The 25,481-nt window shown below is 69.8% G+C and carries 17 protein-coding genes and 2 pseudogenes; 12 read left to right on the top strand and 7 right to left on the bottom strand.

Annotated features, from left to right (window positions below):
- Nucleotides 1-137: 137 nt before the first annotated feature.
- Nucleotides 138-2,051, bottom strand: coding sequence for an NAD-binding protein (locus tag AC5WS8_RS25750; RefSeq protein WP_496105835.1), 1,914 nt, complete (start codon nucleotides 2,049-2,051; stop codon nucleotides 138-140).
- Between the two features lie 487 nt (nucleotides 2,052-2,538).
- Between AC5WS8_RS25750 and AC5WS8_RS25745 the strand changes: the two genes are divergently transcribed.
- Both AC5WS8_RS25745 and AC5WS8_RS25740 read left to right on the top strand, forming a co-directional pair.
- Complete coding sequence (locus AC5WS8_RS25745; protein WP_496105834.1) at nucleotides 2,539-4,491, top strand: APC family permease; 1,953 nt, start codon at nucleotides 2,539-2,541, stop codon at nucleotides 4,489-4,491.
- Nucleotides 4,492-4,600: 109 nt separating this feature from the next.
- On the top strand, nucleotides 4,601-5,119 hold the full coding sequence (locus AC5WS8_RS25740; protein ID WP_496105833.1) for a hypothetical protein: 519 nt from the start codon (nucleotides 4,601-4,603) through the stop codon (nucleotides 5,117-5,119).
- Nucleotides 5,120-5,215: 96 nt separating this feature from the next.
- Here AC5WS8_RS25740 and AC5WS8_RS25735 read toward each other — a convergent pair.
- Nucleotides 5,216-5,422: pseudogene (locus AC5WS8_RS25735) on the bottom strand (hypothetical protein); the annotation flags it as partial.
- 407 nt (nucleotides 5,423-5,829) lie between these two features.
- Between AC5WS8_RS25735 and AC5WS8_RS25730 the strand changes: the two are divergent.
- Complete coding sequence (locus AC5WS8_RS25730) at nucleotides 5,830-7,626, top strand: carbohydrate-binding module family 20 domain-containing protein (RefSeq protein ID WP_496105832.1); 1,797 nt, start codon at nucleotides 5,830-5,832, stop codon at nucleotides 7,624-7,626.
- Nucleotides 7,627-8,067: 441 nt separating this feature from the next.
- Here AC5WS8_RS25730 and AC5WS8_RS25725 read toward each other — a convergent pair whose 3' ends face one another.
- A complete protein-coding gene (locus tag AC5WS8_RS25725) occupies nucleotides 8,068-8,658 on the bottom strand; it encodes a hypothetical protein (RefSeq protein ID WP_496105831.1) in 591 nt (196 codons plus the stop codon).
- Nucleotides 8,659-8,973: 315 nt separating this feature from the next.
- On the opposite strand from AC5WS8_RS25725, the gene AC5WS8_RS25720 reads away from it, so the two are divergent.
- Together AC5WS8_RS25720 and AC5WS8_RS25715 are read left to right on the top strand one after the other, a co-directional pair.
- The gene (locus AC5WS8_RS25720) at nucleotides 8,974-9,840 is read left to right on the top strand and encodes a hypothetical protein (protein ID WP_496105830.1); all 867 of its coding nucleotides are present in this window, start codon (nucleotides 8,974-8,976) and stop codon (nucleotides 9,838-9,840) included.
- A 100-nt stretch (nucleotides 9,841-9,940) separates the two neighbouring features.
- The gene (locus tag AC5WS8_RS25715) at nucleotides 9,941-11,860 is read left to right on the top strand and encodes a hypothetical protein (RefSeq protein WP_496105829.1); all 1,920 of its coding nucleotides are present in this window, start codon (nucleotides 9,941-9,943) and stop codon (nucleotides 11,858-11,860) included.
- A 275-nt stretch (nucleotides 11,861-12,135) separates the two neighbouring features.
- Here AC5WS8_RS25715 and AC5WS8_RS25710 read toward each other — a convergent pair whose 3' ends face one another.
- Nucleotides 12,136-12,267 carry a hypothetical protein gene (locus AC5WS8_RS25710; protein WP_496105828.1) on the bottom strand — a complete coding sequence of 44 codons (132 nt, stop codon included), beginning with the start codon at nucleotides 12,265-12,267 and terminating at the stop codon, nucleotides 12,136-12,138.
- Between the two features lie 209 nt (nucleotides 12,268-12,476).
- Here AC5WS8_RS25710 and AC5WS8_RS25705 point away from each other — a divergent pair.
- Nucleotides 12,477-12,772 (top strand): annotated as a pseudogene (locus AC5WS8_RS25705) (transposase family protein); the annotation flags it as partial.
- Between the two features lie 9 nt (nucleotides 12,773-12,781).
- Here the strand turns inward: AC5WS8_RS25705 and AC5WS8_RS25700 are convergent.
- Nucleotides 12,782-13,459, bottom strand: a complete 678-nt coding sequence (locus AC5WS8_RS25700; RefSeq protein WP_496105827.1) for a FadR/GntR family transcriptional regulator — start codon at nucleotides 13,457-13,459, stop codon at nucleotides 12,782-12,784.
- 76 nt (nucleotides 13,460-13,535) lie between these two features.
- Here AC5WS8_RS25700 and AC5WS8_RS25695 point away from each other — a divergent pair, with 76 nt between their 5' ends.
- The 5 genes from AC5WS8_RS25695 to upp all read left to right on the top strand — a co-directional run bounded on the left by AC5WS8_RS25695 (nucleotide 13,536) and on the right by upp (nucleotide 22,834).
- Nucleotides 13,536-14,780 carry a CynX/NimT family MFS transporter gene (locus tag AC5WS8_RS25695; protein WP_496105826.1) on the top strand — a complete coding sequence of 415 codons (1,245 nt, stop codon included), beginning with the start codon at nucleotides 13,536-13,538 and terminating at the stop codon, nucleotides 14,778-14,780.
- 303 nt (nucleotides 14,781-15,083) lie between these two features.
- Nucleotides 15,084-19,223, top strand: a complete 4,140-nt coding sequence (locus AC5WS8_RS25690) for an amino acid adenylation domain-containing protein (protein WP_496105825.1) — start codon at nucleotides 15,084-15,086, stop codon at nucleotides 19,221-19,223.
- 31 nt (nucleotides 19,224-19,254) lie between these two features.
- Complete coding sequence (locus tag AC5WS8_RS25685; RefSeq protein WP_496105824.1) at nucleotides 19,255-20,208, top strand: pseudouridine-5'-phosphate glycosidase; 954 nt, start codon at nucleotides 19,255-19,257, stop codon at nucleotides 20,206-20,208.
- A 35-nt stretch (nucleotides 20,209-20,243) separates the two neighbouring features.
- Complete coding sequence (locus tag AC5WS8_RS25680) at nucleotides 20,244-22,085, top strand: HAD-IA family hydrolase (protein ID WP_496105823.1); 1,842 nt, start codon at nucleotides 20,244-20,246, stop codon at nucleotides 22,083-22,085.
- Between the two features lie 26 nt (nucleotides 22,086-22,111).
- Entirely contained in the window at nucleotides 22,112-22,834 is a 723-nt protein-coding gene (gene upp, locus AC5WS8_RS25675) for a uracil phosphoribosyltransferase (RefSeq protein WP_496105822.1), read from the top strand.
- A 305-nt stretch (nucleotides 22,835-23,139) separates the two neighbouring features.
- On the opposite strand, the gene AC5WS8_RS25670 is transcribed toward upp, so the two are convergent.
- Nucleotides 23,140-23,979, bottom strand: coding sequence for a patatin-like phospholipase family protein (locus AC5WS8_RS25670; protein ID WP_496105821.1), 840 nt, complete (start codon nucleotides 23,977-23,979; stop codon nucleotides 23,140-23,142).
- A 138-nt stretch (nucleotides 23,980-24,117) separates the two neighbouring features.
- On the opposite strand from AC5WS8_RS25670, the gene AC5WS8_RS25665 reads away from it, so the two are divergent.
- The gene (locus tag AC5WS8_RS25665; protein WP_496105820.1) at nucleotides 24,118-24,774 is read left to right on the top strand and encodes a TetR/AcrR family transcriptional regulator; all 657 of its coding nucleotides are present in this window, start codon (nucleotides 24,118-24,120) and stop codon (nucleotides 24,772-24,774) included.
- A 306-nt stretch (nucleotides 24,775-25,080) separates the two neighbouring features.
- Here the strand turns inward: AC5WS8_RS25665 and AC5WS8_RS25660 are convergent, their stop codons facing one another.
- Nucleotides 25,081-25,464 carry a hypothetical protein gene (locus AC5WS8_RS25660; RefSeq protein WP_496105819.1) on the bottom strand — a complete coding sequence of 128 codons (384 nt, stop codon included), beginning with the start codon at nucleotides 25,462-25,464 and terminating at the stop codon, nucleotides 25,081-25,083.
- Nucleotides 25,465-25,481: the final 17 nt, after the last annotated feature.

Raw genomic sequence — 25,481 nt, 5'->3', positions numbered from 1 at the left:
GGGGACGTGAGCGGCCGCCGAGGGGCCGCTGCTGTGCGGGCGGACCGCGCCGGGGCGGCCGGCTGCCCGCGTCGACCGGGAAGCCGCGCTGACCGTGTTCGAGGCATCCGGACCGGAGTGACTCCTCCGGGCGCTCCTCAGTCCCGTCGGTTCGAGGGATGCGGCTGTACGCCCGTCATGAGGATGTCCAGCCCGCGCCGGGTGGTCGCCAGGACGACACGGTCGCCGGCGCGCAGCACCCGCCCCTGCGGAGGGCGCCAGTCGAAGCCGGACCGGTCGGGACGCAGCCCGGTGAGGGGGTCCGGGGAGGAAGGATCTGCCGCAGCACCGGCGGCCCCGACGGCCAGTACCCGCCACTCGTTCTCGCGGAACGCCTCGTGCACCGGGCGCCCCTCCAGTTCGGGGTGCCCGGCCACATCCACGCAGGTGAACAGCAGTGATCCGCGTTCCACCGGCATCACACCGAGCACATGGCGGCCCATCATGGCGGCGGCGAAGGACGGGGCGGCCAGCGCGGAAACACTTCGGCTGCGGGTGAGCGCGTCGGGGTAGCAGGCACGCAGGGTGCGCTGGACCGTCGCCGCGAAGTCGTCGTCGTACAGCCGCATGACCACGCGGACCGCGGGATTGTGCTCCCGGGCGGCCATGACGATGTCCAGGTTCTGGCCGTCGTCGCGGGTGAGGACGAGCAGGGAGCGGCTGTGCCGGACCCGGGCCAGGTCGAGCACGTCCGGGGCCGTGGCGTCCTGCAGGATCAGCGGCACGCCCAGTTCACGGGCGAGCGTGACACCCCGCGCGTGCGGGTCGCGTTCGATCACGACCACCTGGTGGTCGGTGGTGCGCAGCCGGGCCAGCGCCCGTGTGCCGATCTTGCCGAGGCCGACGAGGACGATGTGGCCGGCCGTGTCCTCGTCGGGCGGGTGGTTCGCGGAGGCGGCGCGGAAGGCTTCGGTGGCGTTCAGCGTCGCGGCCACGACGAGCGGCAGTACGGCCAGGCCGACGAAACCGGCGACGAGCTGGAGGATGCGGCGGGCGACGGACTCGTTGGTGGCCGGGTCGCCCATGGTGAAGATGTCGAGCATCGGCAGGTACAGGTTCTTCCACCACGGGTGCTCGTCGGCGAACAGCGCGGTGGCGGCGGCGAGGGCGAGCACCATGGTGCCGAGCGCGCCGAAGACGGCGGTGAGCTCGCGGGAGAGGAAAACCTTCCACGGCAGGTGTGCCAGGCGCGCCCGCAGCCAGGCACCGGGGCGGGCGCGCCGTCGTTGCCGGGCGGGGTCGGGCAGGTGGTGGTGGGTGACCTCCTCCAGCATCAGCCGGCCGTGCGTGAACTGGCGGCGGTACGCGATCCGGGTGTCCGGCAGCAGCTGGGTGCCGTCCTCGCCGGGTGTCTCCGGGCTGTCCTGGCTCGCCGGGTCGTCCTGGTGGGCGCCGGACAGGACGGCAAGCGTGGCCAGGTCCGTGGCCTGCGCCGGCGCCCCGGCCGGGCGTACGGCACCGCGGAAGACCTTGCCCTCGACCTGAAGCGTGTGGCCGTGGCCCACGGCGGCTGCCGCCACCAGTTCCGGTACGGCGGTGTCGGCGTCGGACAGCACCGTGGTGGAGGTGTCCTGCGCCGCCCCAGGAACCAGTCCGGCGGCGCGGTCCAGCAGCCGCTCCAGGTGCCGGCCGCGCTCGTGGTGGAACATCCGCACCACCAGCCGTACCGACGGGTTGAGGGTGCGGGCCAACAGGGCGGCGGTCATGTTGACCTGGTCGTCGCGGTAGGTGAGGGCGAGCGCGGCGGCCCGCTCGACCCCGGCCGCCCGCAGGGTCCGCTCGTCCGGGCGCGCGGAGACGAGCAACTCGACCGGCGAGCGCGGGTCGGCGTGCAGCGCGGCGATCTCGGTTCCGTACTCGTCCTCCCGGGAGGGCAGCACCACGGTGACGACTTCGCCGCACACCGCGTCCAGTTCGAGCGCGAGGCGGTGCGCGAGTCCGTCGTCGCCGCAGATCACCATGTGCTGGGAGCGCCGGCCAAGGTCGGGGCGTGGAGGGAGAGTTGACGTCACATCGGAGAGGAACGGCACAGGACGCGGCGTCGTTCCACCGAACGGCCCGCCCGACGTCAGGAACACGTCAAGAAATCCGTCCGCGCCCGGGGCGGCCAGGCCGGCCGTCAGGGCCGGCCGGTCCCTGAGGGGCCAGGGGTGGGCCGGGGCGACCGGCTCACCAACGCCCGCACAAGGCTCCAGCTGCACGCCGTGTACGGCACGGTCAGGCAGAGAGACCTCGTACGACACGACACTGGATCTCCCTCACTGGCACACGACCCGGCCGTCGTGCTGGCTCATCCGGCCCAACCCGCGCCTTGGCGATGGTTGCCTCTTGATCGGGATGCGCCACCGGTTGTGCGCGGCCGGTCTTAACGGAAGCTTGACGCGCTCGGTGAGATCGCTCATGTGCCGATGGGCCACTCTCTGCTTAGCTGATGCCGCCGTCCGTGGGACGGTCGGACCCCAACCGAGCCGCTGAGCCGCACACCAGGAGAGCACGTCGATGGCCACCACCGAACACCCGCCGCCGAGCCGACTGCGGATGTGGATACTGGAGGGTCTGTCCGACAGGGCAGGACACCAGCAGGGGCCGTACGCCGAGGCGGGTGCGCCGCACTCGGGACAGCGTTGGTGGCGGGTGATGTGCCTGACCGGCGTCGACTACTTCTCCACCCTCGGCTACCAGCCGGGCATCGCGGCACTTGCGGCCGGTCTGCTGTCCCCGGTGGCCACCATCGTGCTCGTCGTCGTCACCCTCTTCGGCGTTCTCCCGGTCTACCGCCGGGTGGCCGTGGAGAGCCCCCGGGGTGAGGGCTCGATCGCGATGCTGGAGCGGCTGCTGTCCTTCTGGAAGGGCAAGCTGTTCGTCCTGGCGCTGCTCGGCTTCGCCGCCACCGACTTCATCATCACCATCACCCTGTCCGCGGCCGACGCCTCCACCCACCTGGTGGAGAACCCGCATCTGAACAGCCTGCTGCACAACCAGCAGATGTGGGTCACGCTGTTCCTCATCGCTCTGCTGGGCGCGGTGTTCCTCAAGGGCTTCATGGAGGCGATCGGCGTCGCGGTCGTCCTGGTGGTGGCCTACCTGGGCCTGAACGCGGTCGTGGTGGCCGTCGGCCTGTGGCACGTGGCCACGGCAGGCCATGTGGTCGCCGACTGGACGAACGGTCTGACCGCTGAGCACGGGAACATCTTCGTCATGATCGGCGTGTCTCTGTTGGTCTTCCCGAAGCTGGCACTCGGTGTGTCCGGCTTCGAGACCGGCGTCGCGGTCATGCCGCACATCCAAGGAGACCCGGACGACACCGAGGAGAACCCCAGGGGCCGGGTCCGGGACACCAGGAAACTGCTGACCACCGCTGCTGTGATCATGAGCATCTACCTGATCCTCACCAGCTTCGTCACCACGGTGCTGATCCCGGCGAGGGAGTTCAAGACGGGCGGCCAGGCCAACGGACGCGCGCTCGCCTACATGGCGCACGAATACCTCGGTGGCACCTTCGGCACGGTCTACGACCTGTCCACCATCGCCATCCTGTGGTTCGCCGGCGCCTCCGCCATGGCCGGCCTGCTCAACCTCATGCCCCGCTACCTGCCGCGCTACGGCATGGCGCCGCAGTGGGCGCGCGCCGTGCGCCCCATGGTGATCGTCTTCACCCTGATCGCCTTCTTGATCACCTGGCTCTTCGACGCCAGTGTCGACGCGCAGGGCGGCGCCTACGCCACCGGCGTGCTGGTGCTGATGTCCTCGGCCTCGATCGCGGTGACCATCGCCGCCCACCGGGCCGGACAGCGCGGGTGGCTCATCGGCTTCTCGGTGGTGACCGCGGTCCTGCTCTATGTCACCGGCGCCAACATCGTCGAGCGCCCGGACGGTGTGAAGATCGGTGCCTGCTTCATCGTCGCCATCATCCTGGTCTCACTACTGTCCCGGCTGGCCCGCGCCTTCGAGCTGCGCGTCACGCAGGTCGAACTGGACCCCATGGCGGAACGATTCATCCGGGACATGGCCAGCCGCAAGCTCCGCTTCATCGCCAACGAGCCGGACCAGCGCGACAAGGCCGAGTACCGCGACAAGGTCGAGCAGATCCGCGCCGACAACGACATGCCCGAGCAGGAGGACTTCGTCTTCGTCGAGGTCACGGTCACCGACCCCTCCGAGTTCGAGGAGGAGAGCCTGGCGGTCCGCGGTGAGGTCCTGCACGACCGCTACCGCGTCCTGACCATGGAGTCCTCCTCCATCCCCAACGCCCTGGCCGCCCTCGTCCTGCACGCCCGGGACATGACCGGCTGCACCCCGCACATCTACTTCGAGTGGACCGAGGGCAACCCCTTCGCCAACTTCCTCCGCTTCTTCCTCTTCGGCCAGGGCGAGGTCGCCCCGGTCACCCGCGAGGTACTGCGCGAGGCCGAACCGAACCGTGCCCGCCGGCCGCGCGTGCACACCGGCTGAGGACCGGCTCCGGCGACCGCGTCAGGATTCCGTCAAAATCGGCCGTACGGCGTTAGGGGGCCGTAAGCAGCGGTCGCCGCACCGGGTGCGGGCACCTAGCGTCGGCGTCATGCGACGGAGCGGACCGCCAGGCTCGGCCGGCGACCGCCACTGGCGTGGCAGCGCACGGCTCGCGGCGAGCTGCGCCCTGCTGTTCTGCGCCCTGAGCCTCCTGGTCGACTGGGACGCGGGAAGCCTCACGCCCCCGCGCGCCCTGCTCTGGATCGCCCTGTCGGCCGCGGTCTGCGCCGTCCTGCTTCCCCAGCGGGTGAGCGCGGGCCCCGGCTGGCTGGCGGTCCGCACGCCCTGGCGCCGGCGCACGGTACGCACCGACGCGCTGACGGCGGTACGGCAATACGACGGCGTCTCCTCGCACCTGGTCCTGCGAGACGTCCACGGCAACCGCCTGGAACTCGACCCCCGCGTCCTCACCGCCAACCCGCTGCTCTGGCACCAACTCGACACGGGTGTCCGCCGCTCCATGGAACGTGGCACCTTGCGTCAGGGAGCCGAGGTTCTGGAACGGCTGGGCCACCGCGTCGACGACGAGGCGCTGCAGGCGGTCCTCCGGGCGTCCGGACTCTCCTGACCTCACCCGAGCGCCACGCGCATGGTCCCGCTGCCTGCCTGCCGGGGGCCACATCTCCGCCGACCGGTGGACGGACGCGGTACGCGGCGACCGGCACTACAGCGTGGCCGTCCTCCCCCACTTCCCGGTGCGGCGGGACGTTCGACGCCGGCCGTCAGCCCGCCCCGGACTCGCTGGAGGCGGGAGGGCGTAGTCGCGCCGGTAGGGGACGCCGGTGACCATCACGCCGGGCATGAACAGCAGCCGGACCTCGAGCCGCAGCGCGCTCTGGTTGCGCAGGAGCTGCTCCCACCAGCGGCCCAGCATGTCCTCGGAGCACACCGCCGACCTGCTGCTGGAGTGCTCCCCTGGCGGCGACACCGGCGGCCCGCAAGAATTTTTCGCAAGTTGCAGAAAGTATTTGCTTCAAGTTCTTGACGCCGTAACACAGGGCGCGAGAAGGTCTGCTCGCGGCGGGTCCCCCGGCCACCGGGGGGCCGCCGCACGGTGAGGTGCCAGGCGGGTCCGCGGCCGCATGGCTCCCGGGCTGTCGACTCCGCCGGGCGGGACCTCGGTGGGTCGTGCGGCCATCGCCGTCCGGGCCATCGCCATTCGGCCCGGAGCTTTCCACCCATCCCGGCTCCACCACGGCCTCCTCCGCACGACAGCGTGCTCGCCTCGTGCTGCCTGACTGTCCGTGGCCGGGCCGTCAGCACAGGAGAGACCCGGACATGAAGCAACCACTCCAACGCGGCAGAACCGTCCTGGTAGCAGTCGGCGCCCTGCTCGCCGGTGCCGTCCTGCCGCTCACCGTTCAGACCACCGCCCGTGCCGCCGGCGCACCGGACGGCGGCGACGTGATCGCCAACCTCTTCGAGTGGAATTGGCCGTCCGTGGCCGCCGAGTGCACCGGCGTCCTGGGCCCGAAGGGCTACGGCGCCGTCGAGGTGGCCCCGCCCGAGGACTCCATCCGGCTCAACCAGACCAGCCACCCGTGGTGGGAGGTGTACCAGCCGGTCGGGTACGACCTGAACAGCCGGATGGGCACCGCCGCCCAGTTCGCGGACATGGTCACCACCTGCCACAACGCCGGCGTCAAGGTGTACGCGGACGCGGTGCTCAACCACATGGCCGGCGCCGGCAACACCAGCACCGACTCCTACGGCGGCGACAGCTTCAACGCCTCGACGTACGCATACTCCCAGCCCGGCTACTCCTCGGCCGACTTCCACAGCTATCCCTCGAACTGCCCCACCTCGGATCTGTCCATCTCGGACTGGAACAACACCACCCAGGTCCAGGAGTGCGACCTGTCCAACCTGGAGGACCTCCACACCGAGACCAGCCACGTCCGCGCCGCCGAGGCCGGCTACCTCAACAGCCTGATCAACCTGGGTGTGGACGGCTTCCGCATGGACGCCGCCAAGCACATAGCGGCAGCCGACATGGCGGCCGTCCTGTCTCAGGTGAACAACACCACCTGGACCGGCTCCCGACCGTACGTGTACCAGGAGGTCATCCCGGGCAGCAGCAACTCCGCGCTGCAGCCGAGCGCGTTCGAGTCCAACGGCAGCGTGATCGAGTTCACCTACGCCCGAGACCTGAAGAGCCAGTTCACCGGCGACATCGCCAACCTCAAGAGCTTCGGTCGGAGCTGGGGCCTGGAGCCGGCGTCCGCCTCGACCTCGATGGTGACCAACCACGACACCGAGCGGGACGGCAGCACGCTCAACTACAAGTCCGGCACCCCCTACATCCTGGCCAACCTGTTCGAACTGGCCTGGGGCTACGACGTGCCCCAGGTATACGCCGGCTTCACCTGGACCAACAGCGACGACTCCCCGCCGTCCGACTCCAACGGGTACATCACCGACACCAACTGCTCCAACGGCTGGTTCTGCACCGACCGCAACCAGGGCGTCGCCAACATGGTCGGCTGGCACAACGCCGTGGCGGGCCAATCGGTCAGCAACTGGTACGACGACGGCTCGAACCTCATCGCCTTCAGCCGGGGCAACCGCGGCTGGATCGCGATCAACAACGAGTCCAGCGCCAAGGCCGTGACCGTCGAGACCGGCCTGCCCGCGGGCACGTACTGCGACATCATCCACGGCGACCTGACCGTCTCGACGGGCGCCTGCTCCGGCTCGACCGTCACGGTGGGCAGCAACGGCACCGCGACCGTCACCGTCCCGGCCCAGGACGCTGTCGCGCTCTACACCCCGACCGCCACCGCCGGAACAGCGGGCGAGACCTTCAACGTGAACGAGACGACCACCTGGGGCCAGAACGTCTACCTGGTCGGCTCGATCCCTGCCCTGGGCAGCTGGAACACCTCCCAGGCCGTCCCGCTGTCCTCGGCCAGTTACCCGACCTGGAAGGGCACGGTCACCCTGCCGGCCAACACCTACATCGAGTACAAATACATCATCAAGAACTCCGACGGCTCGATCACGTGGGAGCCGGGCAACAACCACTCCTTCACCACGGGAAGCTCGGGCGGCGGGACGCTGAACGACACCTGGTAGCCCACCGCCACCGACGAACCGCCAGGATCCGGGTCCCGATGTCCGGCGGTGAGGGAGGAGGGCCGGGGCGCCCGGACCTCCTCCCCGATTGCCGCCGACTGCGGGTATCGGGGCCTCACCTCGGGCGTCCGGCTCGCGCTGGGTTCACAGGCGCCGGGTCCCGACGGGTTTCGCGGCTCGCTGCGCGAGGCGATCCGGGTCACGGGCGGTCGCCGAGACCGCCCGTGACCGCAGCGCGCGAGTCCTGGCCTTCGACAATGTCGCCGTCGCCGCACTCCTCACCGCCGAGAGCGAGGACCACGAACGCTGGATCGCACGCGTCCTCGGCGACCTCGCCGCCACGACTCAGGCACCCGCCACCTGCGCGACACCGTACGTGTGCTCCTGGAGACGAACGGCAGCCACACGCGCACGTCGATCCGTAACGGGGGTGGGGTGCGGTTACGGGACAACGGTGATCGTCAGCTGCCAGGGCCGGGACGGCGGGCCGTGGGGGTCAGGGGTGTAGATGTCGGCGGAGGTGAGGGTCGCGGTGCCCGGGAAGTCGGCGCGGGCGGTGGCGGCGCGGGTTCCGTCGGGCGCGAGGTGGTTGTCGAGGACGGTCATCACACTCGGGGTGGAACTGGTGACCGGCGCCCATCGGTAGTTGCTCGGCGGCCGCAGAGTGACCTGGATGCGGGTGCCGACATGGACGCACGTGCTGCGCAACGGGTTGTCCGTGGCCGGGTCGAGCACCGAGACGGTGCCGCTGAGGCACGGGCGCTTCCTGCCTGCGGACGTGGTGGCCGAGGTGCCGGGGCGTACCGAAGCCGTGGTCGTGCGGTCGGGTGACGCGGTGCCACCGAGGGAGGAACCGGAGGCCGAGGCCGTCCCCGTCGACGACGAACTCGCCGTGGACGGCTGGGCAGAGGGGGATGACGACGGTCCGCTCGGAGCCGGGGGCCCGGCTCCGGCGCCGGAGGCGCAGCCGACCGCCAGGACCGCCAGGGCGGGGCCGGCGAGGAACCGGATTCCGTTGCCGTGCTGTCTCATGGTGCCCCCAGGCGGAGTTCGGGAAGGCAGGCCAGGCGTTGGACGCCGCCGCGTTCCAACGGGTTCCCGGCGGCACCGGGGCTTCACTCGCGGCCGGAAGGTCCTGCACCGATACAGGGAAAACCCTGTGATTTTGCTGGGTGTTGACTGCACTCCGTAAATTCTCGGTTGCTTCCGGCCGCACTGGCGTCATCCATCTTGTTGTGTGACATGTCCGGTGCAAGCATCCCGCGTTGCGAACACGCGCGCCTTCGGCGTGAACGTCCTTCACTCCCCACCTGCCGGGTGAACCCCGGCTGCCCCAAAGGATGTTCAATGACCCGACTCGGATCCAGATCCAGATCCAGATCCAGATCCCGACACAGACGCGGCCGGACAGCCGCGCTCACCGCGGTCCTGGCAGCCCTCCCCACCCTCTGGCTCTCCGCCCCCGTGGCCCACGCCGCGCTTCCCGCCCCGGGCGCCTCCACCGCACCGGCCCCGGGCTCCTCGGCGAGCACCACGGTCTCCACCGCGGTCACCTCCGGCTCGGCCCAGTCGGTGAGCCTGTCCGCGTCCGGGCTGCCCAGCGGGGCGACCGCGACCTTCGACCCGGCCTCGGTCCCCGCGGGCAACTCCTCGACGCTGACGGTGGCCACGTCCTCGTCCACCCCGGCGGGCACCTACAACATCACCGTCACCGGCACGGGCGCCTCGGCCACCCACACCGCGACCTACACCCTGACCGTCACCGGCGGCAGCGGCGGCGGGATCGCCAACGGCGGCTTCGAGACGGGCAGTCTGACCGGCTGGACGTCGGCGGGGACCACGTCGGTGGTCGGCTCCGGCGCGCACAGCGGAACGTACGCGGCCCGGGTGGGCAGCACCTCGCCGACCAACGGCGACTCCTCGATCGCGCAGACCTTCACCGCCCCGTCCGGGACCAGCACGCTCGGCCTCCACTACAACGTGACCTGCCCGGACACGGTCACCTACGACTGGGCCACGGCCACGCTCAAGGACGACACCACCGGCACGACCACCACGGTGCCGGCCAAGACCTGCGTGTCCTCCTCCGGCTGGATCCAGAAGACCGCCTCCATCACGGCCGGGCACAGCTACACGCTCACCCTCGTCAGCCACGACGACGACTACACCGGCGACGCCACCTACACCCGCTACGACGACGTGACCCTGTCCTGACAGAGGCGTCGTCCCCCCGGGGCGGGCCGCCCGTCGGTCCGCCCCGCCCTCGGACGCCGGCACGTCCGGCGTACCCCCGTTCACGACAAGGGGTCTCCTCATGTCGCACACCGCTTTCCACAGATCCGTCGCGACCGCCACCACCACCGCACTGCTCTCCCTGGGCGGCGTGCTGCTCGCGTCGCACCCGGCCCTGGCCGATGTCTCCAACGGCGGCTTCGAGTCCGGCAGCCTGACCGGCTGGACCTCCACCGGGACCGCGTCGGTGGTCAACTCCGGCGCACACAGCGGCACGTACGCCGCCCGGGTCGGCACCACCTCGCCGACCAACGGCGACTCCTCCGTGGCCCAGACCTTCACCGCGCCGAGCGGCAGCAGTCAGCTGTCCTTCTGGTACAGCGTGACCTGCCCGGACACGGTCACCTACGACTGGGCCACGGCCACCCTCGCCGACACCACCGCCGGCACGACGACGACCGTGCTCGCCAAGACCTGCACCAACGGCCGGGGCTGGAAGCAGGTCACCTCGTCGGTGACGGCCGGGCACAGCTACAAGCTCACCCTGGTCAGCCACGACGACAACTACCCGGGCGACGCGACCTACACGCTCTACGACGACGTCGCCTTCACCACCGTCACCCCGCCGCCCGGGCTGACCCAGGTCAGCACCGACCCGTTCACGAACACCTCGAGCCAGCACGCCACCGAGCTCGAGCCCGACACCTTCGCTTACGGCAACACGATCGTCGCCTCCTCCCAGGTCGGTCGGTTCACCGATGGCGGCGCCTCCGACATCGGCTGGAACACCTCCACCGACGCCGGCACCACCTGGCAGCACGGCATGCTCCCCGGCATCACCACCTACCAGGGCGGCGGCAGCTGGGCCCGCGTGTCCGACCCGGCCGTGGCCTACGACGCCAAGCACGGCACCTGGATGGTCGCCGGGCTGGTCATCGACTCCAACGTCAACGGCGCCGGCGTCAGCGTCAGCCGCTCCACCAACGGCATCACCTGGCAGAACCCGGTGATCGCGGTCGGCAACGACGGCAAGGGCTACGACAAGGAGTGGATCGTCTGCGACAACTCCACCACCAGCCCCTACTACGGCACCTGCTACGTCGAGGTCGACGTCACCTCGTCCGGCAACGCCGTCGTCATGAGCCGTTCCACGGACGGAGGCGCCACCTGGGCGGCACCCGTCGCCCCGTCCGGCGGCCCGGCCGGTCTCGGCGGCCAGCCCCTGGTCCAGCCGAACGGCACGGTCGTGGTCCCCTACTCCGCCAACGGCAGCGCGATCCGAGCCTTCACCTCCACCAACGGCGGCTCGAGCTGGAGCTCCAGCACTCTGGTCGCCAACGTCAGCAGCCACGGCGTGGCCGGCAACCTGCGTGACGGCGAGGGCCTGCCGTCCGCCGAGATCGACGCGAGCGGCAAGGTGTACGTCGCCTGGCAGGACTGCCGCTTCCGCTCCGGCTGCCCGGCCAACGACATCGTGTACTCCACCTCCACGAACGGCACATCGTGGTCGGCCGTGACCCGGGTCCCCATCGACGCCACCACCAGCGACGTCGACCACTTCATCCCCGGCATCGGCATCGACCCCGCCACCTCCGGCAGCACGGCCAAGATCGGTCTCTACTACTACTTCTACCCGACCGCCAACTGCACCGCCTCCACCTGCCAACTGGAGGTCGGCTACCTATCCTCCGCCAACGGCGGCAGCACCTGGAGCAGCCCGACCACCGTCGCCGGACCCATGTCCCTGTCCCAGATCGCCGACTCCACCCAGGGCAGCATGGTCGGCGACTACCTCTCCACCTCCGTCGTCAGCGGCAAGGCGGTCTCCGTCTTCGCCGTGGGCAAGACACCGACGGGCGGCCAGGCATTCGACGAGGCCCTCTACACCGCAGGGCCGCTCACCGTCACCGGCGGCAGCCTCGCCTCCACCACCCGAGGCGCCGCCAGCGTTCCCGCACCGCACTCGGCCGTGGGCTCCAGGCCCCTGCCAGCCCGCCGCTGACCAGCACGGCGCAAGGTGCGCTCCGGTCGGAAACGGCCGGGGCGCACTCCCTCCTGACAGCCCGCGGAGGCAGCGGCGGCGCCGCGCAAGCGGACTCAACGCCATCGCGCCCCTCCGCCGACCTGCCCACGGCGGCTCCCTCGGAGAGTGGCCGCAGCACATACGTAAGTTCGCCGCCAGCAGCCGCGGCGCCAGGGAGCGTGGCCAGCGGGCTCGGAGTGGCAGGGCAGCGGGCACGTGTTCACGCGGCCGGACGGGCATCCGATTGAGCCCGCTCAACGGTGCCTGGTCTTGAGCAGCATGACAACGAGGGCCACAAACAAAATCCCGAACATGATGGCGAACCACGGGAAGATTTCTTCCGCTCCGGCTGCCGCACAGAGGATCTTTCCGTCCACGAAGGTCATCGAGATCGCCTCCTTCTGGGGTGCCCGTCAGTGACTCCAGCCGGGGAAACGCGGGATTCCGTGGTTCCGGGTACCCTCCGCCGGCTGTCCGTCACCTCACGAGCCGCATGTCGCCGACCACCCCCGGTGGGCCGGCGAGGGCGACCGAGGGGAAGACGTGCACGGGTCGTCGACGCCCTGGTGGGCCTGGCGCTCCAGCCCGCTCCGGCGCCCATCGGATCATCCGGATCTGCGAACGGATCTGCGAACGCCAGAGCCTTCCCTCCTCGCCGACCGCGCCCACCTGGGAGTCGGCCCCTGGGCGACGACATCCCTCGGACGCCCGTCGGGCCGCGACCTCACGCCGGCCCAGCGGACCGTCAACCGAGCGCTGTCCGCAACGCGGACGCCGGTCGAGGGCGGCGTCGCACGACTGAAGTCGTGGCGGATCTTCCGCAGGCCCCGACGCAGTCCGCATCGAATGTCGTCGACGCCTGCGGCCGTCCTCGCTCTGCCGCGGCAACGCGGAAGAGCCTCAGTCGCCCCCCAGGGTGGGAGCACAGCCCATGTAGGAACCGGATTCGCGGGCCGCCCTGTCGCCGTCGCGTTCCCGAATGGCCTCGACGAGGCGTGCGTGGTCCTGGAACTGCTCGGGGCGTAGCTCCTCACCGAAGTGGTCCAGGAGCGAGACCCGGATCACCTCGCCCAGGTCTGCGTGCAACTGGGCCAGGACCGTGTTGTGGGACGCGGCGACGACGGCCAGGTGAAAGGCCACGTCCGAGTTCACGAAAGCGACCCGGTCCCCGTCCGACCAGGCCTTGTCCCGTTGGGTCAGCAGGGCGTCCAGCCGCTCCAGATCCTCCGGCGTGCGGCGTGCGCAGGCCAGGCGGGCCGCGCGGACCTCCAAGGCGCCGCGCACCTCGTCGATGTCGTCCGTGTGTGCCTCCTCGAAGCGAGTCCGCATCATTCCGGCCAGTTCGCCGGTCGCCCGGACGTAGGATCCGGAGCCGTGGCGGATGTCCAGCAGGCCCGTGTGGGCCAGGGCCCGCACAGCCTCGCGCACCGTGTTGCGCGCCACACCGAGCTGCTCGACAAGTTCCGTCTCGGTGGGGATACGCGAGCCCACGGGCCAGGTGCCGGAGGTGATCTGCCGTCGGAGGCGGGCAATCACCTGGTCCGACAGCGGTGTTCGGCGAACGGGATCCATAGTCATCCCATCATCATATGAGTTTGAAGAATTGGTTGAACCACTAGACCTAGAGTCATGGGATGAGTCTATGATCGGCCCTGTGACGAAGGAAGAGCTCAAGAACACCGTCTTACGCACCGACCGGGCGGCGTCCCTCCACCGCTCACAGCGGCTGCGCAGACTGACGCTGGTGGCGCTCGTGATCGCGGCGTTGAATCTCCGCCCGGGCGTCACCAGCCTCGGGCCCGTCCTTGAAGAGGTCCGTGACAGCCTTGCCATGAGCGGCACGGTCGCCGGACTGCTGACGTCCATCCCGGCCGTGTGTTTCGCCCTGGTCGGCTCGACGGCCCCCGCCCTCGCACGGCGGTTCGGCGCGAGTGGCGCGATCGCGGCCGGTGCCGCGCTGCTCACGGCCGGGCTGGTGACGCGTCCGTTCGCCCACGACGCCGCCCTGTTCGTCGCACTGACCGCGCTGTCGCTGGCCGGTATCGCCATCGCGAACGTGCTTCTTCCGGCCGTCGTCAAGCATCGCTTCCCCGACCGGGTGGGTGCGGTGACGGGGCTGTACTCCATGGCGCTGAACGTCGGCGCCTCGACCGCTGCCGCCGTCACCGTTCCCCTGACCGCGGCGTTCGGCGGCGACTGGCGATACGGCCTGGGAGTCTGGGCCATTCTGGCGGCGATCGCCGTTCCGCCCTGGCTCGCTGCCGCCCGCCACCAAGGACGGGCGGCGGGTGCTGTCGAAGGTGGGGGCGAACCGCAGGCACAGCCGCGAAGCCGGATCTCCCGGGATCCCACCGCCTGGGCGCTCACCGCCTACTTCGGGCTGCAGGCGAGTTCCGCCTACGTCATCATCGGCTGGCTGCCGCAGATGTTCCGCGATGCCGGACTGTCCGCTCAAAGTGCCGGCTTGTTGTTCTCCGGCACCTCGCTCCTTGGTGTACCGCTGTCCTTCGCCCTGTCGGCCGCGGCCGGAAAGCTGCGCAACCAGAGCGGGATTGCGGCGGGAATCGGTCTGTGCGGACTGGCGGGATTCGCCGGGTTGTGGGCCTCCGCATCCACCACGCCCTGGCTGTGGGCCTTCCTGCTGGGCGTCGCCAACTGTTCCTTCCCACTGGCGCTGACGATGATCAGCATGCGCGGCCGTGACAGCGCCACCGTCGTCCGGCTTTCCGGGTTCGTACAGAGCTTCGGCTACCTGCTCTCGATCCCCGGCCCCCTCGTCGTCGGCGTGCTCTACGGCCACACGGGCGGCTGGCGCGCGCCCCTGGCCTTCATCCTGGTGATGACCCTGGTGCAGATCGGCGCCGGCCTGCTCGCGGGCCGCGACCGCCAGATCGGCTGAGCAACTCTCGTCGCCACGGCGAATCCACCCCGGCTCGGTCCCTGCCGAGGGCGACCGGAGTCATTGTTTCTCTTGTTCACTTCCTGCCCTGCCGAGCATGGGCGTGAATTCGCCATGCCTGGAATCAGCGGCTGCGCCTGCCAAGTGAATTATCGAATAATTCGGCAGCAACTTCCGCGAACGTGCACCCAAGTTGTTGACCTGGCCGGAAAATTTCTCCTAGCCTTCCATCGGTGATTAGCTCAGGGCACCACGAGTGCGCGAGTTCCTGGGAAATGCCGCTACTGCGGAAAAGAGAGGTCCATGAGCCCCCACGCGATTACCCACACCCGACGTGGTGACATCTGCCTGACCACGCTGCTCGCCGAACAGGCGAGTGCCGCACCACACCGGACCGCCGTGGTCCATGAGGACCAGAGCCTGACGTTCGCCCAACTGCTGGACCGAGTCCGGCTACTGGGAGCCCGTCTCAGGCGCGCCGGAGTGACCAGAGGCAGCCGTGTCGGCGTGTTCATGGAGCCCTCGCTGGAGTTGATGACGAACGTCTGGGGAATCCTCTGGGCCGGCGGTTCGTACGTCCCGCTCTCCCCGGAGTATCCCGAGGAGCGGATCGCGTACATGATGGCGGACGCGGGGGTGGAAGTCGTCCTTACTCAGGAATTAGTACGTTCCCGCCTTCAGGAACTGTCGCCGACTGGCGTTCGGATCGTCACCTCGGATGCCTTCCATTCGACGGAGAACAATGGCGAGGAGATTTCGCCATCAGGATTGGATTCCTGCGAAGCGGCCCGTCCGGAAGACCTGGCATACGTCATCTACACCTCCGGCAGCACCGGGAAACCGAAAGGGGTGATGATCGAGCACCGGAGCATCGTCAGCCAGATGCGCTGGCTGTCCGAAGCCTTCGGAATCGACGGCGGAAAAACGATCCTCCAGAAGACCCCGCTGAGCTTCGACGCCGCCCAGTGGGAAATCCTCGCCCCCGCGTGCGGCAGCACCGTCGTGATGGGTGCCCCCGGGATCTACCGGGACCCCGAGGCGATCGTGGCCACCGTCCAACGACACGGTGTGACCACCCTGCAGTGCGTCCCCACCCTCCTCCAGGCGCTCCTCGACACAGACACCCTCGCCGAGTGCCGCTCGCTGCGCCAGGTGTTCAGCGGCGGTGAGGCGCTGTCGCGCAGCCTCGCCGCTCAGTTTCTCGACACCGTGCCGGACTGCTCGCTCGTCAACCTCTACGGCCCGACCGAGTGCACCATCAACGCCTCCGCCTTCGTCGTGGACCGTGCCGCGGTGGAGGACGGCCCCCGCGTCATGCCGATCGGCACGCCGGTCAGCGGTACCACCTTCCACGTCCTGGACACGGCCGGCCGTCAGGCGGCGGTCGGCGAGGTCGGCGAACTGCACATCGGCGGCATCCAGGTGGCCCGCGGCTACCTCGGCCGACCCGACCTCACCGCCGAGAGGTTCGTCGAGGACACCTTCTCGTCCGCCCCCGACGCCCGCCTGTACCGGACCGGCGACCTCGCCCACTTCAACGCCGACGGGACGGTGCAGTTCGTCGGGCGAACGGACAACCAGGTCAAGCTGCGCGGCTACCGGGTCGAGCTGGACGAGATACGCCAGGCGATCGAGACGCACGACTGGGTCCGCAGTTCGGCCGTCCTGCTCAGGGACGACGAGGCCACCGGCTTCCAGAACCTGGTCGCGTTCGTGGAGCTGAACCCCAAGGAAGCCGCCCTGATGGACCAGGGCAACCACGGCGCCCACCACCAGTCCAAGCGCAGCAGGCTCCAGGTCAGGGCGCAGCTGTCGCATGCGGGCTGCCGCGACGCCGCCGACCTGGCCGGCCGCCCGGTGACCGCGCTCCCCGGCGCCGAGGCCACGCCCGAGCAGCGGGCCCTGGCCTTCGCCCGCAAGACGTACCGCTGCTACGAGGGCGGACAGGTGAACCGGGACGACATCCTTCGCCTGCTGGCCCCGGCCGCCCGGCCGGGCGTCGCGCCGCGCACCCCGGGGAGCCTGAGTCGGGCCGAACTCGGCGCGATCCTCCGCAACTTCGGCCAGTACCTCAGCGACCAGCGGCTGCTGCCCAAGTATGCCTACGCCTCGCCCGGCTCCCTCTACGCCGCCCAGATGTACCTCGAACTCGACGGCATCGGCGGCATCGACCCAGGCCTGTACTACTATCACCCGCTCCACCACCACCTGGTGCTGATCAGCCCCGCCCCGCGGCAGTCCGGCCCGCAGGCGAGGATCCACTTTCTCGGCAGGCACAGCGCGATCGAGCCGGTCTACCGCAACAACATCCGGGAGGTCCTGGAGATCGAGGCGGGGCACATGGTCGGCCTGTTCGAGGAGGTGCTCCCCGCCTACGGCCTCGGCATCGCCGCCGCCGAGTACCGGCCCGCGGTCCTGCGCCGACTCCAGTGCGCTGAGGAAGACCACTACTTGGGCACGTTCGATCTCGTACCGTACGAGGCGAACGGGAGCACCGACACGTTGGACATCTACGTCCAGGCGCTCCCGGGCCGGGTCGACGGTCTGCGGGCCGGACAGTACCGGTACGCCGACGGCTCCCTGGTGCGCATCTCGGACGACCTGGTGCTCAAGAAGCACGTCATCGCCATCAACCAGCGGGTCTACGAGCGGGCGAGCCTCGGCATCAGCCTGGTCGCCACCGGCCCGGACTCCTGGCGGCACTACCTCGACCTGGGCAGCAAGCTGCAGCGCTTGCAGATGAACGGCCTGAACCTCGGTTTCATGTCCTCGGGCTACAGCTCCAAGACCGGCAACGACCTGCCCGCGGCCAAGCGGCTGAACAGGATCCTCACCGACCGCGGACTGCCCACGGGACCGTCGTACTTCTTCGTCGGCGGGCGCGTCAGCGACGAGCAGCTGCACGGCGAGGACATGAGGGAGGACGTGGTCCACATGCAGGGACCGGCCGAGCTGATCAAGGAGGACCTCGCCGGACTGCTGCCCCGCTACATGCTGCCCAACCGGATCACCGTCCTGGACAGGCTGCCCCTGACCGCCAACGGGAAGATCGACAGCAAGGCCCTGGAGGCCTCACAGCAAGCCGAACTCTCCCTGGCCGCCAGGACGTACGTCGCGCCTCGCACCCGAGCCGAGCGCCGCGTCCGCGATCTGTGGCAGACCGTCCTGAAGCAGGAGCAGATCTCCGTCACGGACGACTTCTTCGAGCTGGGCGGCAACTCCCTGCTCGCCGTGGCGCTCGTCAACCGGATGAACAGGACGTTCGAAGCGACACTTCCCCTCCAGGTGCTGTTCGACGCGCCCACCGTCGAGAAGCTCGCCGCCCGGCTGGACGCCGAGTCGTCGGAGCCCCTCACCCGGCTCGTCCCGCTCCAGCCGGAGGGCACCGGCACACCGATCCACTGCTGGCCCGGCCTCGGCGGCTACCCCATGAACCTGCGCCCGCTGGCCGCCGCCCTGGGCAAGGACCGGCCCGTCCACGGCATCCAGGCGCACGGCATCAACCGCGGCGAGGTCCCCTGCACCACGGTCCGCGAGATGGCGGCTGCGGACGTCGAGGCCATCCGCAGCGTCCAGCCCGAAGGCCCCTACATCCTGTGCGGCTACTCGTTCGGCGCCCGGGTCGCCTTCGAGGCGGCCCGGCTGCTGGAGCAGGCCGGCCAGCGGGTGGAACACCTCTTCCTCGTCGCCCCGGGCATGCCGCGCCTGCGCGAGGAGGACACGGCGGGCTCGACGGGCCGGGCGGACTTCGCCGACCGGGCCTTCGTCGCCGTCCTCCACTCCGTCTTCGCCGGCACCCTCAGCGGTGCGCAACTGGACGACTGCCTGCGCACCGTCACCGACGAGGACGGCTTCGTCGACTTCGTCACCAGCCGCCTGCCCGGCCTCGGCTCGGAACTGGTCCGGGCCGTCACCGGCATCGTCAAGCGCACCTACTCCCCGACGTACGACTTCCACGAGCTGGCCGGGCGACGCCTGAACACCCCCGTGACGCTCGTCAAGGCCAACGACGACACCTACTCCTTCGTCGAGAACGAGGGCGCCTTCTCCGTCCGGCCGCCCGCTGTGCACCAACTGCCGTCCGGCCACTACGAACTGCTGCGCGAGCCGCACGTCACCCAACTCGCCGCGCTGGTCAACGACCGGCTGCGCACCCCCGCCGGCTCCCCGCTCGCGGGCCAGGTCTCCCCGTCCCGAGTCATCTCCCAGGAGGTCGGAGTGCCCCACATCAACATCAAGCACTTCCCCGTCGCCCTCAGCGAAGCACAGGAGAAGGAACTCCTGGCCGCACTCACCTCGGCGGTGAGCAACGCCTTCGGCTGCAAGGAGGACGTCGTCTCCATCGCCATCGAACCGGTCGAGCAGGAGGCCTGGCACGAGCAGGTCTACCAGCCAGAGATCGTCCGCCGCCAGGACCTGCTCCGCAAGACGCCCAACTACTGACCGCCGCACCCCGGTTCCTCGAAGGAAACCCATGACGACACGCATACCCGGCCCGCATTCCGTCCCGCTGGTCTTCACGGAGGAGGTGGCCGCGGCCCTCGCCGACGGCGACCCGGTGGTGGCCCTGGAATCGAACGTGATCACCCACGGACTCGCCTACCCGGACAACGCGGCCACCGCCCGCAAGGTGGAGGAAGCCGTGAGAGCCGGTGGCGCGTTACCCGCCACCATCGGTATCGACGGCGGCCGGATCCTGATCGGGATGACCGACACGGACATCGAACGCTTCGCCTCCACCCCCAACATCCCCAAGGTCAGCAGCAGGGACCTGCCGGCCGTCCTCGCTTCCGGCGGCATGGGCGCCAGCACCGTCGCCTCCTCGCTGGTCGCGGCGGAACTCGCCGGCATCACCTTCTTCTCCTCCGCCGGCATCGGCGGCGTCCACCGCGGCGCCGAGACCACCATGGACATCTCCTCGGATCTGATCCAGTTCACTCGCTCCAAGGTGGCGGTGGTCTGTGCCGGCGCGAAGAAGATCCTCGACCTCCGCCTGACCATGGAGTTCCTGGAGACCCACTGCGTTCCGGTCATCTCCTACGGCTTCGACGACTTCCCGGCCTTCTACTGCCGTTCCAGCGGTCTGCGCGCACCGCACCGGCTGGACGACGAGACACAGATCGCCAGGGCCGTGGACACCCACTGGGCCCTGGGCAGCCCCGGCGGTGTCCTCATCACCAGCCCCACCCGCGAGGAGGACGCGATCGACGGGGACGACATCGAGGAGGCCATCGCCGCGGCGCTGAGCGGTGCCGAGACCGACGGGGTGCGGGGCGGTGCGGTGACGAAGTACGTGATGCGCGCCGTGGATCGCGCCACCGAGGGCCGTTCCGCCACGGCCAACATGGCCGTTCTCATCAACACCGCCGAGGTCGGCGGCCGGCTCGCGGCCGCCCACGCCCGGCTCCGACGCGAGGAGACGCAGTGAGCACCGCCGACGAAACGGAAGGAAAAGAGGCAGCCGTGACACACGTGGCGATGTTCGACCTGGACGGGACGCTGGTCGACTCCCCGCGGGCGATCGTCGAGACCTTCGCCGCCGCCTTCGAGGCGCTCGGCGAGCGCCCCCGGGACGAGGCGGACGTCCGGGCCACCATAGGTCTCCCACTGGAGCAGGCGTTCGCCAAGCTGCTGGGCGTCCCGCAGGACGACCCCCGCGTCGCCGACGGCGTCGCGCGCTACCAGGAGGCGTTCCGCACCGTCATCCTGCCCCGCGCCCGCTCACTGGTCTTCCCCGGCGTCGCCGAAGGGCTGACCGAACTGCGGCGTCGCGGCGTGACGTTGGCGGTGGCGACGAGCAAGTTCCACGCCAGCGCCGACGCCCTGCTCACCGCGGCCGGACTGCGTGACCACTTCGCCGTGCTGATCGGCGCGGACGACGTCACCCACCCCAAGCCACACCCCGAGTCGGGGCTGCGCATCCTCGAACAGCTCGGCGCCCGTCCCGAGCACGCCGTGATGGTCGGCGACACCACCCACGACCTGAAGATGGCGCACGCGGCGGGGACCGGTTCGATCGCGGTCACCTACGGAGTGCACGGGCGGACGGAACTCGCCTCCGCCCGGCCGTCACACGTGGCCGAGACGTTTCCCGAGGTCGTGGGGTACATCCTCGGCACGCTCACCGACGACGGGGTCGTCGACGGGCTGCTGAACGACCGTACGTACCACATCGAGTTCAACGGGCACCTGACCAACCACGTCAAGCACGCCGTGGTCGCGCTCGCCGGCCTCGGCGTGGCGCCGCAGCGGATCAAGGACTACCACGACAACTACATCAGGATGACGCCGTACGGCTGCGCGGTCGAACCGGCCAGGCCGCCCGGGCGGACCATCGACGACGGCAACTGGCTCGAACTCGTCGGCAAGCGCCAGGACTGGGCCGCCTACTGCGAGTTCTTCGACCGGCGCGAGCGGGAACTCGGGATGCCCGAACTGCTGCGCCGCTACCTGCCGCACCTGCTCCCCGGCTGGGCCGGAGCCCTCCAGCACGCGACCATCCATCTGGGCTGGGCACTGGCCGCGGGCCACCGCTGGATGGCCATCGAGGGCATCTCCTACCTGGCCTTCTCCTATGTGAGTTGCCATCCCGAACGCTCAGCCCCCTCCGGCGCGCTCGGCGCGGAAGGGCCGAAGGAGTCGCTGCTGCGCATCGCCGGCTACTGGGAGGCGCACCAGCCGCAGCTCGGCGCATGGGTGGAGAACCTGGTCGGCGAGACCTCGGCCGACGTCCACCCGGAGTTGCTCAGGTCCGGACTGCAGTACCGGATCGCCCGGATGCTCGGCGAGGGCCACCCCCTGATCCACGACATCCCCGGCTGGATCGAAGGGCAGGACCCCGCTGCCGGCTGGGACCAGCTCGCCTACGTGGTCACCCTGCTGTACATGGCCGAGCCAGGGGACTTCCTGCTCCTGCATCTCATCACCGCACTGCACGCGATGCGGGCCATCTCCGACGCCCTCCCCGCTGCCCAGCGCCCCGACGTGGTCAAGGCCTACTGGACGGGCATCCTGGGCGTGCTGTTCTCCCGCGGCCGCTTCTCCCGCCCCGGAAAGCTGACCGCGCTCGACGATCTCTTCGACACCGCGACGGACGACCTCTCCGACCCCCGCTGGGCCCGTGAATGGGACTGGCACATCGCCAGAGCTGTCGAGGAGGAGGAAGAGCACAACCCCAAGCTCGTCCACGTGATGCGCGAGTTGTGGCACCGCACGGGCGGCAGGTCGATCTACCGGGTCGCCGCAGGCCAGTTCACCGCGACCCCGGAGCTTCCGCCCACCTTCGAACAGCCGCCGGTCGACTGACCACCCTCCCGACGCAAGGAGCAGAGATGACCGCCACACTGCAGCCGACCACCGATGCGACCGCGTGGACCGGCCCCGCGCCCGTCGCCCCCATCGAGCAGTACCTCGGCCGAAACGTCCACCTGCTGCCCCAGACGAACCAGCTACGCGCCCTGCACACCGTCATCCGCAACCGTGACGCCGGCCGCCAGGACTTCGTCTTCCACGCCGGCCGCATCATCCGCCTCCTGGCCGAGGCCGCCCTCGACCTCCTGCCCTTCGAGCCGTACGACGTCCAGACGCCCGTCGGCAGTACCTACCACGGGCTGCGCTTCGCCGACGGGCTGCTCGCCGTCCCCATCGTGCGTGCCGGGGAGAGCATGGAGAGCGAAGTGCGGGCGGTGATCCCGGGCGTCAGGATCGGCAAGATCCTCATTCAGCGGAACAGGACGACCAAGCGACCGCACCTGTACTACCACGCGCTCCCCGACGACATCGCCGACCGCCACGTCCTCCTGCTCGACCCGATGCTGGCGACCGGCGGCACGGCCGTGGCCGCCATCGAGCTGCTGCTCGAACTGGGCGTGCCCGAGGAGCGCGTCGTCTTCGTCAACTTCATCACCGTGCCGGAAGGCATCACGGCCGTGTGCGCACGCTTCCCCGGGGTGCGGATCGTGACCTCCGCCATCGAGGAGAGGCTCAACGAGAACGCCTATATGGTGCCAGGCATCGGCGACTTCGGAGACCGCTACTTCGGAACGGACCGATAGCCGACGGAGGGGCAGGTCAATCGCGCCGCTGCACGGCTTCGGGCAGCGGCGCCACTCGGCGGCCTCACCGAACAGCCAGTCCACGGCGAGCAGAAACACCAACGTCTGCACGGCGTCGTCCTCACTGGCCTCGGCACCCTGCCGGAACCACCGCTCGACCCGCGTCCGCCGGCCGAGCCCCAAGCGGATCGCGCGCCAGATGCACGGACGAGCAAGCTTTACCCTTCTTCGCCACCGCATCCTCCTCGGACAGCAGCACGCTCCGTACCACCGAATGTGAGAGGCTGTGTGCGCTTTGACGCACCTCACCCCTGCCAGACATCGGCCACTGCAGGGGCCAACGCACTGGCCTGGGCGTGGCCCGCGCGGGCGGCAGCCGGCCGGCGTGTGTCGTCCGCCATGTTGCGGCCCATCATGCGGCGCGCGGCGCGGTCCGGGGACAGCAGCATGACGCGTGCCCCGTCGTCGGACAGTTCCGCAGCCTGCTGCGCGGCGCTCGGATGCGGCCCGACCGCCCGGGGGACTGGCGTGACCGCCAATACCCGGCGGTACCCGCGTGCGAGCTGGAGGTTGGCGGTCGAACGGCTGCCGCCGTCCATCCAGCGCCGGCCGGCTACGGTGACCGGCGGCCATACGACGGGTACGGCGCAGCTCGCCGCGACGGCTTCGAGGAGTGTCACTCCGGAGTGCGAGTCGAACATCTCGGTCTGTCCGCTCTGTGCGTCGACCGCGGCGATCCGCAGCTCCCGCTCGGGCCAGTCGCGTACGTCGCCCAGGAGCGCGCCGACCGTGTCGAAGACGTCCGACTCCGGGCCGGTCCGGGCGTGCAACGCTGCTTGGGCGAGGCGTTCGATGGATCGCTGGGGATCGCGGGACCCGAGCGCCGCCCAAAGGAAGCGCGCCGTCTGGCGCGCTGTCACCGGCAGACGGACCGCGTCTGCTCCGGAGAGCTGACGCTCGTAGAGATCCGAGGCCGGGACGCCGGACCGGAGCCGGGTTCCGAAGACGGCACCGGCGGAAGTGCCGATCACGACGTCGGCGCTGCCGAGATCGATCCCGGCCTCGGCCAGCCCAGCGAGCACCCCCGTCAACCAGGCTCCGCCCACTGGTCCGCCGCCGCCGAGCACGAGTGCGGTGCCGGGCATGCTTTCCCCTCCCCGTGAACGACCGCGGGCATCCCGCCCGCGGGAAGTAAAACGGGGAACTGTCCCCATTTACTTGGCCGACGATAGCATCCGTACCGGGGACTACTCCCCGGTACGGGGTAAGAAGAGGGAGGCACGATGGGCGACAGCTCGCCGGTAGGGCGCCGCGATGCGCTGCGCAACCGGAAACTACTGACGGACAAGGCCCGCGAGGTCTTCGCCGAACAGGGCCTGGACGCCCCACTCGACGAAATTGCCCAGCGGGCGGGCGTGGGCAACGCCACCCTCTACCGCCACTTCCCGACCCGTGCCGCGCTCGTCGACGAGGTCTTCCGGGATGCGTTCGCGGAGACCACCGCGGCCGGCGAACGGGCACGAACAGCCGAGGACGCGTGGACGGGACTGACGCAGTACCTACGAACAGTGTTCGCGGGCCTGGCCGAAGACCGCGGCACCAACGACCTCATGACCACGAATCTGGAGGGCGTCACCGCCCTCACGGCGATCCACGCCCACAACCGCGCAACCATCGACGAACTACTCCGGCGCGGTCAGGAACAGGGCGCCATCCGCCCGGACATCACCACCGAGGACCTGCTTTTCACCCTGGCAGCACTGGGCAGGGCTGTTCCCGCGCTCACCACGGTCACCCCGGATGCCTGGCTCCGCCCACTCGCCCTGCTCCTCGACGGACTTCGCACCAACCCGGCCGCGCCCCGTCTGCCCGCGCCGGCCCTCACTTCCGACCAGCTTGGCAAGGTGCTGCTCAAGCTGGGCCCGCACAGGCGGCGTTGAGAGGCTCCTGACTCACACGGCTGCCCTGGTAGACCAACCCTTCACCAGGAACTTCTCCGCCTCGGCATCACGATCAGGTTGGAAAAGGCTCATTGGCGAATCCCAGTCGTCAGCGTCACTGATTCCCCGGTGATCGCACACAAGAGCGCGCGTCGGCGTCTGCACTCGAGACATGGCCGACATGACGGCAGAATTGAAGGTTCGCGCTTCTTCTGCTGTCAATCCATCCACCCAGAAAGTCTGAATTTCACAGCCGAGTGGTTCGCGTGTATACGAGCTTACGACGTTGGCGTCTGCCGAGATCCATCAATTGATGCTGACCGATGGAAGCCCGAGGCCGATGATCAGGTCGAGCACCTCGAAATCGATGGGGATATCGTCGCCATCCACGTTGATCACGGTAGCGACACCGATTCCAGGAAGGGCGAGAGTGATGCCGCGAGCACCTGCCTCAGCTCCACCACCGCCCGCCGCACGGTCAGCTTCGCCGGCCTCGCGGAGTGCCTGTCCGAGTCCGCTGCTGAACCGGCTGATCCCGTCTGTGATGCCGTAGGCGCCGCCGACTATCAGTGTGGTGCTTGCAGCGATGGCCGGTGCGCCGACCAGGCAGCCGACTCCCGTGAGGCAAAGCACGGCACTGGCGAAGTCGGCGGACGCCCCGAAGCGACCAGAGCTGCGGACCGGCTCCACGGGCGGCCGGCCTTGGC

This window comes from Streptomyces sp. PTL18, from assembly GCF_059510295.1.
Note: the sequence above shows the minus strand (reverse complement) of the source record. Positions and strands in the feature narration are given on the sequence as shown.